11 protein-coding genes and 2 pseudogenes are annotated in these 13,624 nt (G+C 60.8%); 11 read left to right on the top strand and 2 right to left on the bottom strand.

Going from position 1 to position 13,624, the window contains the following annotated elements:
- The first annotated feature begins 3 nt into the window (after positions 1 to 3).
- The 4 genes from JNB91_RS24395 to JNB91_RS24380 all read left to right on the top strand — a co-directional run bounded on the left by JNB91_RS24395 (position 4) and on the right by JNB91_RS24380 (position 4,081).
- Positions 4 to 831, top strand: coding sequence for an ABC transporter ATP-binding protein (locus JNB91_RS24395; RefSeq protein WP_220328078.1), 828 nt, complete (start codon positions 4 to 6; stop codon positions 829 to 831).
- Complete coding sequence (locus JNB91_RS24390) at positions 828 to 1,571, top strand: ABC transporter ATP-binding protein (RefSeq protein ID WP_220328077.1); 744 nt, start codon at positions 828 to 830, stop codon at positions 1,569 to 1,571. Before JNB91_RS24395 ends, JNB91_RS24390 begins: the two co-directional genes overlap by 4 nt.
- A gap of 54 nt (positions 1,572 to 1,625) precedes the next feature.
- Positions 1,626 to 3,134: a serine hydrolase domain-containing protein gene (locus JNB91_RS24385; RefSeq protein WP_220328076.1), complete on the top strand. Its 1,509-nt coding sequence runs from the start codon at positions 1,626 to 1,628 to the stop codon at positions 3,132 to 3,134.
- A 62-nt stretch (positions 3,135 to 3,196) separates the two neighbouring features.
- Positions 3,197 to 4,081, top strand: coding sequence for a LysR substrate-binding domain-containing protein (locus tag JNB91_RS24380; RefSeq protein WP_220328075.1), 885 nt, complete (start codon positions 3,197 to 3,199; stop codon positions 4,079 to 4,081).
- 6 nt (positions 4,082 to 4,087) lie between these two features.
- Here the strand turns inward: JNB91_RS24380 and JNB91_RS24375 are convergent, their stop codons facing one another.
- Entirely contained in the window at positions 4,088 to 4,954 is an 867-nt protein-coding gene (locus JNB91_RS24375) for a D-amino-acid transaminase (RefSeq protein WP_220328074.1), read from the bottom strand.
- Positions 4,955 to 4,979: 25 nt separating this feature from the next.
- The gene (locus JNB91_RS24370) at positions 4,980 to 6,029 is read right to left on the bottom strand and encodes a DmpA family aminopeptidase (protein WP_220328073.1); all 1,050 of its coding nucleotides are present in this window, start codon (positions 6,027 to 6,029) and stop codon (positions 4,980 to 4,982) included.
- Between the two features lie 399 nt (positions 6,030 to 6,428).
- On the opposite strand from JNB91_RS24370, the gene JNB91_RS24365 reads away from it, so the two are divergent.
- The 7 genes and pseudogenes from JNB91_RS24365 to JNB91_RS24335 form a co-directional block, all read left to right on the top strand.
- Positions 6,429 to 7,784, top strand: a complete 1,356-nt coding sequence (locus JNB91_RS24365; protein WP_220328072.1) for an ABC transporter substrate-binding protein — start codon at positions 6,429 to 6,431, stop codon at positions 7,782 to 7,784.
- 110 nt (positions 7,785 to 7,894) lie between these two features.
- Entirely contained in the window at positions 7,895 to 9,169 is a 1,275-nt protein-coding gene (locus JNB91_RS24360; RefSeq protein ID WP_223218362.1) for a carbohydrate ABC transporter permease, read from the top strand.
- A 12-nt stretch (positions 9,170 to 9,181) separates the two neighbouring features.
- Positions 9,182 to 10,006, top strand: a complete 825-nt coding sequence (locus JNB91_RS24355) for a carbohydrate ABC transporter permease (protein WP_148145229.1) — start codon at positions 9,182 to 9,184, stop codon at positions 10,004 to 10,006.
- On the top strand, positions 10,006 to 11,061 hold the full coding sequence (locus JNB91_RS24350; protein WP_220328070.1) for an ABC transporter ATP-binding protein: 1,056 nt from the start codon (positions 10,006 to 10,008) through the stop codon (positions 11,059 to 11,061). The genes JNB91_RS24355 and JNB91_RS24350 overlap by 1 nt, the downstream gene beginning before the upstream one ends.
- Positions 11,045 to 11,746 (top strand): annotated as a pseudogene (locus tag JNB91_RS24345) (glycerophosphodiester phosphodiesterase); the annotation flags it as partial. The gene JNB91_RS24350 and the pseudogene JNB91_RS24345, both read left to right, overlap by 17 nt.
- Positions 11,747 to 11,809: 63 nt before the next feature.
- A complete protein-coding gene (locus tag JNB91_RS24340) occupies positions 11,810 to 12,823 on the top strand; it encodes a LacI family DNA-binding transcriptional regulator (RefSeq protein ID WP_220328135.1) in 1,014 nt (337 codons plus the stop codon).
- A pseudogene (locus JNB91_RS24335) lies at positions 12,823 to 13,509 on the top strand (inositol monophosphatase family protein); the annotation flags it as partial. The gene JNB91_RS24340 and the pseudogene JNB91_RS24335, both read left to right, overlap by 1 nt.
- Positions 13,510 to 13,624 lie beyond the last annotated feature (115 nt).

The raw sequence follows: 13,624 nt of genomic DNA, 5'->3' as shown, positions 1-13,624 counted from the left end.
CGGATGCTGGTCGATATTCAAAACCTCAAGATCGGCTTCAAGTCGCGCACCGGCTTCCATCAGGCAGTCAAGGGCGTATCGCTGAAGCTCGGCACCGAAAAGCTCGGCATCGTCGGCGAAAGCGGCTCGGGCAAGAGCCTGACCGCCCGCGCGCTGATGAAACTCCTGCCCACCCAGACCGTCATCGAGGCGGATAAGCTGGAGTTCGATGGCATCGATATCCGCTCGGCCTCGGAAAAGCAGATGCGCACGATCCGCGGCAAGCGGGCCGGCTTCATCCTGCAGGATCCGAAATATTCTCTGAACCCGGTCAAGACGATCGGCAGCCAGGTGGCCGAAGCATGGCGCACCCACAAGGGCGGCAGCAAGCGGGCGGCGCTCGAAGCTGCGATCAACCTTCTGGAACAGGTGAAAATCCGCGATCCCCGCAAGGTCGCCGCCTCCTATCCGCACGAAGTCTCCGGCGGCATGGGCCAGCGCGTCATGATCGCCATGATGCTCGCGCCCGATCCGGAACTCTTGATCGCCGACGAACCGACCTCGGCGCTCGATGCCACGGTACAGGCCGAAATCCTGCGCCTCATCGAGGAACTGGTCTCGGAACGCGGCATGGGCCTCCTGCTCATCAGCCACGACCTGCCGCTCGTCTCGCATTTCTGCGATCGCGTTGCCGTCATGTATGCCGGCCATGTGATGGAAGAGCTGAAGGCATCGGACCTCTTGTCCGCGCAGCATCCCTATACGCGCGGCCTCTTGAACTGCATGCCCTCACTGATGCACCCGAAGGAGCGCCTGCCCGTCCTTACCCGTGATCCGGAGTGGCTGAAATGACGATCGAGATCGACAACCTGCGCATCTCCTTCGGTGACAAGCAAGTCGTCAAGGGCGTGTCCTTCAACGTTGCCAGGGGTGCAAGCTTCGGCATCGTCGGCGAAAGCGGCTCGGGCAAATCCACCGTCCTGCGCGCCATGGCAGGCCTCAACAACGACTGGTCCGGCCGTATCGCCTTTTCCGGCGAAGATGCCCCGCTGTTTCGCCCGCCGGCCTTCTTCCGAAAGGTGCAAATGGTGTTCCAGGACCCTTACGGTTCGCTGCACCCGCGCCAGACGATCGACCGCATCCTGTCGGAACTGCCGCTCGTGCACGGAATGGACAATATCGACGACCGCATCGCCAAGGTGCTGTCCGCCGTTGCCCTGCCGCAGACCGCGCGCTTCCGTTACCCGCACCAGCTCTCCGGCGGCCAGCGCCAGCGCGTGGCAATCGCCCGCGCCCTGATCGCCGAACCGGAAGTGCTGCTGCTGGATGAACCGACCTCGGCGCTCGACGTCTCGGTTCAGGCGGAAATCCTAAACCTTCTGGCTGATCTCCGCGCAGAGCGGAACCTCACCTATGTGATGGTCAGCCACAATCTCAGCGTCATCACCCATCTTTGCACCGAAGTCGGTGTGATGATCGATGGTCACATGGTTGAACAAGTCACGGCCGAGGACCTGAGACTCGGTAATGTCAATCACGCTCATACCCGCGAATTGCGCAGTCTGAGCGTGGAGCTCGAAGAACCGGCCTGACCTTTAAGGTTCTGGCGGACCCGGTCCGGTTTTAGAGCAAAGTGGAGAAGCGAGATGTCGATCACGGCCCATTGGGATAAGGCGCAACAGGCTGTCAGGAAATTCACTGACGGATGGGGTGCTGATCAGCCCGGTGGCGCAGTGATCGGCTTCGACGCCCAAGGCATCCGCTTTGCCGAAGTCGGCGGCGTCGAAAGCCTCTCCACCATGGCGCCCTTCAACGCCGATACGATCGTGCGTTACGCCTCCGTCACCAAGCACGCTTTCTGCGCCATGGTGCTGTCGCATCCGGAAGCGATCGCCCTCGACGACACCCTCGGCCAGCACCTGCCCGAGCTGCAGGAACCATTGGCCAGCGTCACCGTCGGTCGCGCGCTCGATATGAGCGGCGGCCTGCCCGACACGCGCGAATGCCTCTCCCTTCTCGGCCTTTCGGTCTATACCGAAACCAAGGCCGGTCCGCTAATGGACTATCTCGCCCGTCAGAGGCGCCTCAACTACGAAGCAGGCACGGAAGTTTCCTATTCCAACACCGGTTATCGCCTGGTCGAAACGGCACTTGAACGCAAGGGCCTGTTCTTCCGCGACTTCATCCGCGATGCAGGCGCAAAAGCCAGCGCCACGCTCGATGCCCCCGATGTCTGGAACGATGCCGTCGCCGGTCTCGTGCCGGGCTATTGGCACGACGGCGAAAAATGGCAGCTCTCCGCCGCCGGCCTGCACATCTCCGCCTCCGGCAGCATGACCGGCAGCGCCACGAGCCTCGCCAACTGGCTACGCCTCCTTCTCTCCGGCAAGGCTCCGTTCGCCGGAACGCTCGCTCGCCTCGCCGCACCGCGCGCCCTCTCCGATGGCCGCGAAAGCGGCTACGGCCTCGGCATATGCCGCACGACACTTGGCGGCCGCGACTTCACCGGCCATGGCGGATCGCATCCCGGCTACAAGACCTATTTCCTGCTCGATCAAGAGAACCAAACCGGTGTCGTCATCGTCTCCAACCGTGAGGACACCAACGGCAGCAAGATCGCCCAGGCAGCCATGGCCGCCCTGTTCGGCCTTGCTCTGCCCGTCCCCTCTTCTGCCTTGCAGGATGGCCTTTACGTCACCGAGACCGGCCCATTCTGGATCGAGGTCAAGGGTTCCAGTGTCAACTGGCTCGACGCCGATACCGCGGTTTATGAGGATGAAGACGGTTATGTCTCGTCCTTCTCCGCCACGTCTCCCATGCGCCTGAAGATGGATGGCACGGCGATCACCGGCCAGATCGGCTATCCCGCCCGCCGCTTCCTCCCGGCTGTCGATACCGGCGTCCCGGCCTCGCTTTCCGGCCGCTGGTTTTCAGATGAAGGCGCAACGTTCGAGATCGACGGCGAAAACCTCGTCATGGGCGTCGGCCCGGTCCGCCACCGCATGCCGATGACCGCACTCGGCAACGGCCGTTTCCTCTTCACCCTCAAGGATGGTCCCTGGACGAAGCGTGTCTGCCTGCATCTCCTGTCCGAAAATCGTCTCGAACTCGTGTTATCCCGTGCCCGCATGATCGAATATAGCCGGACAAGCTGATTGCATTTTCCCGCCGATGGGACCAATGCAGAACCGCAGACGGTTTTGTTTTGGAGTGTTCGGTGGAAGTCAAATGGCTTGAGGATTTTCTGGCACTCGCCCAGACGCTGAATTTTTCCAAGGCGGCGGACGAGCGCAATGTCACACAATCCGCTTTCAGCCGCCGCATCCGGCAGCTGGAAGCCTGGGTCGGCACCAGCCTGATCGACCGCGCCACTTACCCGTCCCGCCTGACCGAGGCCGGCCACCGTTTCGTGCCCGTTGCCGAGCATACCCTGCAGAACCTCTATCAGGCCCGCCGCAACCTGCAGCATGAGGAAGGCAACGACGCCCGCACCGTGACGCTGACGGCGCTCCACACGCTGTCCTTCACCTTCTTTCCGGGCTGGCTGACAAACCTGAGCGCTCAATTGGGACCGCTCGTTTCCAACATGCGCCCGGATTCCGGCAGCATGGAAGAAAACCTCAACTCGCTGATCGACGGCGATTCCGATTTTCTTCTGACCTACCAGAACCTGCATGTGCCGATGCTGCTCGATCCGCAATTCGAACACCACACGCTGGGAGCCGAAACCATCATCCCCGTCAGCGCCCCGGATAAAGCAGGCGCGCCGCTGCACCGGGTCGAGCCGGGTTTTTCCCATGTCAGCTATCAGAAAACGTCATTCTTCGGCCAGTTGATGGCCGGCGCACTGGCGACCCGCCTGCCGACGGACAATCGCGTCCATGTCGGCAGTCATTCGATAGGATTGAAGAGCATGGTTCTGGCCGGCTGGGGCCTAGCATGGATACCCGAAAGCCTCGCCAATGCGGAACTCGCGGACGGCCGCCTGGTGCGTGCCGCAGAAAAGGACTGGGATCTCGCAGTCGAGATCAGGCTCTATCGTTCGAAGGAAAACCGGCGGCCCATCGTCAAACGCATCTGGGAGACATTGGCCGCCGGTTGATTTTTGTTACACGGCCGTACGGCGGGCATTGTCCATGTAAAGCTCGCGCAGGCGCTTGAACATCGCACCCGGCTTGCCGTCACCGACCGGCTTGCCGTCGATCGAGGTGATCGGCACGATGAAGTTCGAAGCGCTGGTGAGGCAAGCTTCTCGTGCAGCCATGGCTTCCTCGACGGTGAACAGGCGTTCTTCCACGGTCAGCCCCTGCTCGCGGGCAAGCTCAAGTACGGCGAGACGCGTGCAGCCCGGCAGGATGGCATTGCCGTTACCGCGGGTGACGATCTTGTCGTCATTGGTGATGATATAGGCCGTCGAAGACGCACCTTCGGTGATGTAACCGTCCTGAACCATCCAGGCTTCGTCGCAGCCTTCGGCCTTGGCGATCCGCTTGGCCAGAACCTGCGGCAGCAGGCAGACCGTCTTGATATCGCGGCGTTCCCAGCGCTGATCCGGCACGACCTTGACCTTCAGGCCCTTTTCGACGGCGGCAACATGTTCCAGCGTCTTTGCCTGGGTGAAGAGCAGCAGCGTCGGCTCGAGATCTTCCGAGTAGAGAAAGTTCCGGTCTTCGGCACCGCGCGTATATTGCAGATAGATTACGCCTTCGGTCAGCTTGTTTTCTTCGACGAGACGCTTTTCGATGGCGACGATCTCGTCGGTCGAGATCGGCAGATGGCCGCCGATTTCGCGCACGCTGCGCTCCAGACGCGTCATGTGCAGCGGGCTGTCGATCAGCTTGCCGTCCAGCACCGCCGTCACTTCATAAATACCGTCACCGAAGAGAAAACCACGATCGAAGATCGAAACATGAGCTTCGTTCTCAGGCAGGAAGGCACCGTTCAGATAGACGATGCGGGACGTTGCGGCAGGCATTAAGAACTCCAGTCTTCGAGAAAATTCAGCGGCGCTTGAGCGCGTCAAGGGAAATGGCTTCGATGGTCGAGGCCTTGTCCGTCCCGGCATTGTAGCCGTGCGTGGTCGTCGCCATCGTCATCGAATTGAGGATCGCCTCCTCGGTTGCCTCGATCACCGCTTCGAAAAGCGGCGAGACAACATCGTTGGAAAGAACCGGATAATTGGCGACCGCCTTGCGACGCTCCGGCGTCCGGCGCACCTCTTCGGCAGTGGAAAACGCCAGCGCATAATCGCCGGAACCATTGCTCAGCGCCGCACCCGTGCGCGCCAGACCGCCAAAACAGCGCTCGGCAAGGCGCTTCAGATTGCGCGAGCAAAGCGGCGCATCGGTCGCTACGATCATCACGATCGAGCCATCCTTGTCATGCGCACCTTCCGCCTCATAAGGCTTGCCGGCCACCATCAGCTTGCCGCCATAGTTGGACTGCACCAGCACGCCCACCGTATAGTCTGCTCCGCCGGCCTTCACGACCCGCGAACTCGTGCCGATCCCGCCCTTGAGACCGAAGGCAACCGTGCCGGTGCCGGCACCGATCGCACCTTCTGCAACCGCCCCGGTCTTGGCGGCGGCAAGGGCTGCGGACATTTCATCCACACTCGGGCGGGCAGCACGAATATCGTTGAGCCTTGAATCATTGGTCTCGCCGACAATGGCATTCAGCGACACGACCCGCTCATTACCGGCCTGCGCCAGCACATGCCGATTGATCGCCTCGATGGCGCGGCCGACACCCAGCGTGTTGGTCAGTAGGATTGGCGTCTCGATCTCACCCAGTTCGGCAATCTGCGTCGAACCGGCGAATTTTCCAAAGCCGTTGAACACGGCAAGCGCCGCCGGCAGCTTGTCCTGAAACAGATTGCCGGAATGCGGCAGGATCGCCGTCGCGCCAGTGCGCGTCCGTTCGCCCTCGACGCAGGAGACATGACCAACGGCAACACCCGCGACATCGGTGATCGCATTGAGCGCGCCGGTCTCATAATGGCCTATGGATATATCGAGGTCGCGCAGGCGCGCACGAGGTTCACTGGTCATTGAATAGGTTCCGGTCTTCAGGCTGGCCGGGAGACTACTTCAGCCAGAACCGAACCGGCACAACAAAAACGGAATAGTTTCAGACCGCGTTTGCAAGAGGACACAAGGCCAGGAAATCCCCGCCGTTCACTTGTCGGGACGAATACGAGGAGGCGTTTTCCACCTCTTTCGCCATCCAACCATCCAGATCTTGCTGCTCCGGCATCAGACGCACCCCGGCAGACTGAGCAGTCCACCGCGCCAAAATAAAAAATGTACACGTGTACAATTTGTCATCTCGTTGTTGTGGAGCGCTCCTAAGGTCCGCCTCGTTCAGGATCAACTCCTCGCTTTCCCACCCGGATAACGCTGTTTGCGACCGGCCCCGGAGGAGGCGAGATCGCTTATCGGGGATAAGTCATGACCGTACTTCCGCGTTTCAAATCCGCCATTCTGGCGACAGCGCTGCTGGCATCGACGGCAACCTTCGCCATGGCCAAGGATGTCACCATTTCCGTCTGGGCCGGCGGCACCGGCCCGACCAATGATTACCGCATCGAAGCCATCAAGATGGCGGCCGACGTCGTTTCGCGTCAGGCAAAGATCCGTGGTGAGGACCTCACCATCAAGATCGAATCCCAGACCTGGACCGGCTGGGACGATTTCAAGCAGGCCGTGACGCTAGCCGCCGAATCCGGCAAGGCGCCGAACATCATCGTTTCCGGTCACGAAGACATCGGCCCCTGGTCGCAATCCGGCCTCCTGCGCCCGATCGAGGACTATGTCGATTTCGACGCCTGGCCGCTTAACCAGCTCTACCCCAACTTGATCGACGTCTCCTCCTATGACGGCCGTATCTGGGGTATTCCGCAGGATGCCGAAGCGCGCCCCTTCTTCTTCTCCAAGGCGCATCTGAAGGCGATCGGTTATTCGGACGCCGATATCGAAGCGCTGCCGGCAAAGGTCGAAAGCGGCGAATACACGCTTTATTCCATGCTCGACGACGCCAAGAAGATGCAGGATGCCAAGGTTGTCGAACCCGGCAAGGGTTTCATGCCGCGTCCGAACAACGGCACCGACTACTGGCAGTTCTATCAAAGCTTCGGCGGCGAGATGGCCGACGCGGAATCCGGCAAGCTGGTTCTCGACCGTCAGGCGCTGACCGGCATGTACCAGTTCTTCGTCGATGCGGTTGAAAAGGGCGTCGTTCCGGCCACCTATCTCGGCACCACCTGGGATACCTGGCATCAGGCCGTCGCCGGCGACAAGGCCGGCATCTGGCACGGTGGCACCTGGCACAAGGCCGAATGGGAAGCCAAATGGGGCCTGAAGGACTTCTTCGGTCAGATGCAGTACAGCCTGATTCCGGCCGGCAACGAAAAGGGCCGCGCCAACACGATCACTCACCCGCTCGTCTATCTTCTGTCGACCGGCGGTTCGGATGAAGATGCGACGCTCGCAGCCGAGCTGATCACCACAGCCTCCGAGCCTTACATCAACGCTCTGCATGCCGTGAAGTCGGGCCATCTCGCCATCGGCTCCGCCGAAGCGTCGATCCCCTTCTACGCCAATGATCGCTGGACGACCGCGGCCACGGAAGGCCTGTTGCCAAAGGCGAACGCCATTCCCAACAACAGCGATTTCGGCGTCGTCTGGAAGGCCATGTACAAGGGGCTGGAAACCTCCTGGACCCGGACCAATTCCGTCGCCGATGCCGTCAAGGCCGTCGAGACGGAAGTACGCAACGCACTCGGCGACAAGATCGTCATCCGCTGATCCCATCCATCCACCGGGCGGCGTAACTGCCGCCCGGCCCCTCTGCATTTCTTCGGGTTCCCATGCGCACCTCTTCGCCTCACAGGGCACATCTCCTTGGCTTGGCTTTCATGACACCAGCCATGGTTCTGCTTCTCGGCTTCTTCTTCCTGCCGGTCGTGCTGACCAGCGTCTTCGCCTTCACCAACATGAGCACGGCCACCGGCATTTCCGGCGGCTCCTATGTCGTCACCGGCAACCTTCTGCGCTCACTCAAGGATGAGGGGCTGGACGCGAAAACGATCGATGCACTCGGCCAGTCGAGCTACGTCATCGATCAGGCGGGGCTGGAAAAGGCCCACGCAGCCGGCGTCGATGCAAGATTCATCACTGAGATCGCAGAAAGGCTCAAGGACCGGTCCTTCACCAGTTCCACGGCCTTCGAACGAGAACTGAAGACGCTGCCCTCCCGCCCGACGCGGGTGCGCGATCTGAAGATTGCCGCCGGCGCCTTCGAGCAATCGGTTCTCAACGTGCGCTACGCCAGCCGCGGCGAAATGGAAGCGGCGCTTACGCATATGCTCGAAAACCCGCCGGAAGGCGCGATCGAAAAGGTCGCGACTGCAAGCTATACCGGCTGGACCTGGACGACGGAGAATTTCAAGAACCTCGTCATTACCCCCGATACCTGGCGCATCATCGGCAACACGGTCTTCTATGTGGTGCTGACGCTGGCCTTCAACGTTCTGGTCGGCCTGTTTCTGGCCATCACCACCTTCTATCTGCCGCCCGCGGGCTCCGGTTTCTTCAGCGTACTGTGGCTTCTGCCGCGCATCACTCCGGTCGTGCTTTATGCCGTCATGTGGAAATGGTTCACCTGGGAAGACGGTTTTGTCTTCAACATCGCCCAGGATCTCGGCCTTCCCGCCTTCAACTACATGAAGGGATCGGTCGCGAGCGCCTGGACGGTGGTCATCCTCGTCAACGGTTTTGTCGGCGCATCCTTCGGCATGATCCTGTTTTCCGGCGCGCTGAAAGCCATTCCGGTGCAGCAGCTCTGGGCCAGCGAAGTGGACGGCGCCTCGCGCTGGCAGCAGATCCGCTACATCATCCTGCCGCATATGCGCTGGCCGATCCTCTTCGTCACCAGCTACCAGACGCTGTCGCTGCTCTCGTCCTATGAGCAGATCTGGCTCACCACCAATGGCGGCCCCGGCAGCACCACGACGGTCTGGGCGCTCGAAGCCTTTAAGACCGCGCTCAACAACTATACCGGCAACCTGCAATACGGCTTGGGCGCTGCCATGGCGCTGATCCTCGTCGCAGTCGGGCTGATCCTCTCCATTGTCTATCTCCGCCTCTTCCGTTTCGACGAGATGATGTCGAAGCCAAAGATCGAGTTTTAAAGGAGGACGATCATGACCCGCAATTTCGCCGCCTGGCCGATCATCCTGCTTTTGACCGTGCTCAGCCTGCCGCTCTTCATCATGTACCTGTTCCTGCTGGTCGACACCTTCAGCAACACGGCGCCCGGCTCGCTTCTGCCCAACGAGTTCACGCTCGAACACTGGCGTTTCCTCATCGACCCAACCATTACCGGCGACGTGTGGAAGCCGACGCTGACGACAGTCATCTTCTCCGCAAGCCTGATGATCATCGTCGTCTCCGTTTCGGCAACCGCCGGTTATGCGCTCTCGCGACTGGCTCTGCCGTTCCGGCGTTTCGTCCTCTCCGGCATCATGGTCATGCATGCCTTCCCTTCGGTCACGCTGATCATCGGCGTTTTCCTCGTCCTTCAGTTTGCCGGCCTTTACAATTCGCTGACCGGCGTCATTCTGGTGAAAGCCAGCCTGATGCTGCCTTTCGGCATCTGGATCATGAAGGGCTTTTACGACGCCGTTCCGTGGGAAATCGAAATGGCCGGCGTGCAGGACGGTGCAAGCCGCTTCACCGTCTGGCGGCGCATCATCCTGCCGCAGGTAAAACCCGGCCTTCTGTCGCTGGCGCTCTTCGCCTTCATCGACGGCTGGAGCGAATACATGCTGCCACGGATTCTTGCCCCGTCCAGCGATTTCGAAGTCCTGTCCATGTATCTCAACACGGTGTCTGACCCCAATTCCAGCACCTATAATTTCAACATCTTCAAGTCGGTCGGGCTGTTCTACACGCTGCCGGTGCTCGCACTTTTCGTGCTGTTCCAGAACCGTCTCATGAACATTTTCGGCGGGGGCACCAAGGGCTGATGCAAATCTCGATCAACAACTTCACCAAGACATTCGATGGCACTCCTGTCATCGACGATATGAACCTGACCATCCGCGATGGCGAAATGCTCGCGCTGCTCGGCCCTTCCGGCTGCGGAAAATCGACGACCCTCTTCACCATCAGCGGCATCCACCGCATGGACAAGGGCCAGCTCATGTTCGGCGACCGCGACGTCAGCGGCCTGCCGAGCCAGAAGCGCAATGTCGGTGTCGTCTTCCAGAACTACGCCCTCTACCCGCACATGAACGTCTTCGAAAACATCGCCTTCCCGCTGACAGTCAGGAAGGACAACAAGGCCGATATCGATCGCGAAGTCCGTTTCATTGCTGCGCTCACCCATATCTCGGAGCTGCTCGAACGTCGCCCCGGCCAGCTCTCGGGCGGCCAGCAGCAGCGCGTGGCGCTCGCTCGCGCCCTCGTTCGCAAGCCGGATGTGCTGCTGCTTGATGAACCGCTGGCCAATCTCGATGCCAAGCTGCGGCTGGAAATGCGCTCCGAAATCCGCCGTATCCAGCTCGAAACCGGCATCACCGCCGTTCTGGTCACCCATGATCAGGTGGAAGCCATGTCCATGTGCGACCGTATCGCCATCATGAAAAAGGGCGAGATCGTCCAGATCGACACACCGGCCGACATGTACAGCAATCCGCGCACGTCTTTCGTCGCAGGCTTTCTCGGCAATCCGCCGATCTCTCTCCTCAATGGTATTGCCATGGGGAACACCTTCTCCATCGCGCCGATCAAATTGCGCGTCCCGCTCGGCTCACACGAAGGCATTGCCGATGGCACGCCGTTGAAGCTCGGCGTTCGGCCGGAACATTTCGGCCCGGAAGGCGACATAGCGGTGGAAGGAAAGATCACCTTTGCCGAAACGCAAGGCCGCGAAAATCTTTATGATGTCGAACTTGCTGATGGATCGGTACTACGCTCGATCCAGCCCGCGGCAAGAAACTGGAAACTCGGCGAACCTGTACGCTGGTTTATCGACAGCAAATCGGCTTTCGTCTTTTCTGACGATGGCCTCAGACTTTGACGGGGAGACGATCATGACCTCTGCCAGGGATTTTTCGCCGTTCTTCTCCCGCTTCGGCTGGCCTGAAAACAGAGGACGCCTGCCCTTCTGTATCGGCCATCGCGGTGCCAGCGGCCACGCGACGGAAAACACGCTCGCCGCCTTTCGCCGCGCTGCCGAACTCGGTGCCGAAATGTGGGAGATCGACACGCAACTGACTGCCGATGGCATCGTGGTTATCTCGCATGACGACCATCTCGAGCGCGTCTTCGGCAGGGACGTCCATATCTCGCACCTCACCTTTGCCGATCTGCGTGCCGCAGTGCCGGACGTGCCGAGTTTCGAGGAAGTGGCAGCGCTGGCGCGCGAAACCGATTGCGGCCTCTATATCGAGCTGAAACGCGCCGGCACCGGCCCGCTCTGCTGGCAGCACCTGAAGGACAGGGAGCAGCGTTTCGCCTGTTTCGGTTCCTTCGATCCGGCACAGGTACGGGAACTGCGCGAACTCGGCTGCGACTATCCGCTGGCGATCCTCATCCGCGTTGGTGCCGATCCCCACGCAATGGGCGATGAAGCATCCGCCGATATCCTGCATCTATGCTGGGAAAAGGCGAGCGACACGCCGCAGGAATTCGTCACAGATGACCTGATCGAACGATCCTTCGCGAATGGTCGAGAAATCGTTCTGTGGCACGAGGAGCGGCCGGAAGTCCTCGCCGATATCATGGCGTTTCCGGTCCTCGGCATCTGCACCAACCTGCCGGACCTGATGCGCCCGCGCGAAAGCCATGGCAGCGATCGCCCGGCAAAGCGCGTCACGTCGCACGATGTAGCACGTGCCGCCGGCGTTTCCCGCGCCGCCGTCTCCCGTGCCTTCACGCCGGATGCCAGCGTTTCCGAAAAGACCCGCGAAAAGGTCTATCAGGCCGCCAAGGACCTCGGCTATCGCGTCAACTATCTCGCCCGCAGCCTCACCAACAAGCGCTCCGATCTGGTCGGCCTTGTCGCAGCCGGCCTCGACAACCCTTTTCGAACGCAGCAGGTCGAGCATCTCGCCCGTGCACTGATCGCCCGCAACTATCGGCCTATCCTGCTTCCCACCTCGCAGGAAGCAGACAGCGCCACCGTCATCGGCCAGTTGCTGCATTACGCGGTATCGGGCGTGATCGTCACTTCGGATGCCCCCCCCTCGCATATTTGCGAGGAATGTGCGGCGGAAGGCGTTCCGATCGTGCTGATCAACAAGGGCGAAGATTATCCGCTGGTCGACCGTGTGCTCTCCGATGACCACAATGCCGCACATCTCGCAGTCGACCACCTGTTGCAGGCAGGCGCGACCCGGCTCGCCGTCATTGCCGGCACCACCATCTCCTATTCGTCGCGCCGCCGCGCCGAAGCATTTCTGGCACGCGCGAAAGCGTTGGCCATGGAAGTGTCGCACATCTCCGTTGCCCAGAACGACTATCGCAACGGCCGCAATATCGTCCACGCTTTGCTCGATAACGGCATCGACGGCATCTTCGCCGTCAACGACTACATGGCCTGCGGTGTCATCGACGGGTTAAGCGATGCTGGCCGGAACGATAGTTCGGTCAGGGTCATCGGCCATGACGACATTCCCCAGGCAAGCTGGGGCGCCTATGACCTGACCACCTTCCTGCAGCCCTGCGATATTCAGGCGGAACAGGTGATCGACCTCCTGTCCAGCCGGATCCTGGACCCCGATGCCGTTGCCCGCGTGGAATTCACGCCGGTCACATTGATCAAAAGAAGAAGTGCCTGATGCCATCCCCATTCGATCTCGCCTCGCTGCGCAAACGCGCCGAGGCAGCAATAGACATTGCCCGTCTTGTCGGGACCGAAACCGCAAAATTCCGCGCCGACATCCAGCCGGAAACGCTTGCCGTGGAAAACAAGGGCCTGCAGGATTTCGTCACGGTCGCCGACAAGCGCGCCGAACAGACGATCCGCAAAACGCTTCTCGAGCAGTTTCCCGATGACGCCTTTCTCGGCGAAGAGGGCGGCGCCAGCCGTAATGGTTCGTCCGGCGGCACATGGATGGTCGATCCGATCGATGGCACCACCAATTTCATCCGCGGCTTCCGCCACTGGGGCGTCTCGATCGCCTTCGTCAGCGGCGACGAGATCCTCGTTGGCGTCATATATGACGCCACCCAGAACGCCGTCTTCAGCGCGATCCGTGGAGAAGGCGCCGTCCGCGAAGGCAAGCCGATCACGGCAGCCAAGACAACCGACCCGTCACGCGGCATCGCCATTCTCGGCCATTCCCGCCGAACCGATTTCGAAGACTACCTGTCTATCTCCCGAAAAATCTACGAGACCGGCATGGATTATCGCCGCATGGGCGCCGCCGCAATCGGCCTGATCCGCGTCGCCGAAGGCGTGGCCGACCTCTATTACGAACGCCACCTATCCGCCTGGGACATGCTGGCCGGAACTGTAATGGCCCCATAAATATCCGGACACGATCTCCCACTTAACAAGTGTGCGAGGTAATGTGCCCATTATGACCAGTCACAGTCCTAAGATAGAAGTCCTGTCCGGCCCTGAGCGCCGCCGTCGC

The organism is Aliirhizobium wenxiniae (genome assembly GCF_019511445.1).
Taxonomy (GTDB): Bacteria; Pseudomonadota; Alphaproteobacteria; order Rhizobiales; family Rhizobiaceae; genus Neorhizobium; species Neorhizobium wenxiniae_A.
Note: the sequence above shows the minus strand (reverse complement) of the source record. Positions and strands in the feature narration are given on the sequence as shown.

Bases quoted from the DNA above. Each gene is read 5' to 3' on its own strand.
- JNB91_RS24395 (WP_220328078.1), top strand. From the start codon at position 4: ATGCTGGTCGATATTCAAAACCTCAAGATCGGCTTCAAGTCGCGCACC.
- JNB91_RS24390 (WP_220328077.1), top strand. From the start codon at position 828: ATGACGATCGAGATCGACAACCTGCGCATCTCCTTCGGTGACAAGCAA.
- JNB91_RS24385 (WP_220328076.1), top strand. From the start codon at position 1,626: ATGTCGATCACGGCCCATTGGGATAAGGCGCAACAGGCTGTCAGGAAA.
- JNB91_RS24375 (WP_220328074.1), bottom strand. From the start codon at position 4,954: ATGCCTGCCGCAACGTCCCGCATCGTCTATCTGAACGGTGCCTTCCTG.
- JNB91_RS24370 (WP_220328073.1), bottom strand. From the start codon at position 6,029: ATGACCAGTGAACCTCGTGCGCGCCTGCGCGACCTCGATATATCCATA.
- JNB91_RS24365 (WP_220328072.1), top strand. From the start codon at position 6,429: ATGACCGTACTTCCGCGTTTCAAATCCGCCATTCTGGCGACAGCGCTG.
- JNB91_RS24360 (WP_223218362.1), top strand. From the start codon at position 7,895: ATGACACCAGCCATGGTTCTGCTTCTCGGCTTCTTCTTCCTGCCGGTC.
- JNB91_RS24355 (WP_148145229.1), top strand. From the start codon at position 9,182: ATGACCCGCAATTTCGCCGCCTGGCCGATCATCCTGCTTTTGACCGTG.
- JNB91_RS24350 (WP_220328070.1), top strand. From the start codon at position 10,006: ATGCAAATCTCGATCAACAACTTCACCAAGACATTCGATGGCACTCCT.
- JNB91_RS24340 (WP_220328135.1), top strand. From the start codon at position 11,810: ATGCGCCCGCGCGAAAGCCATGGCAGCGATCGCCCGGCAAAGCGCGTC.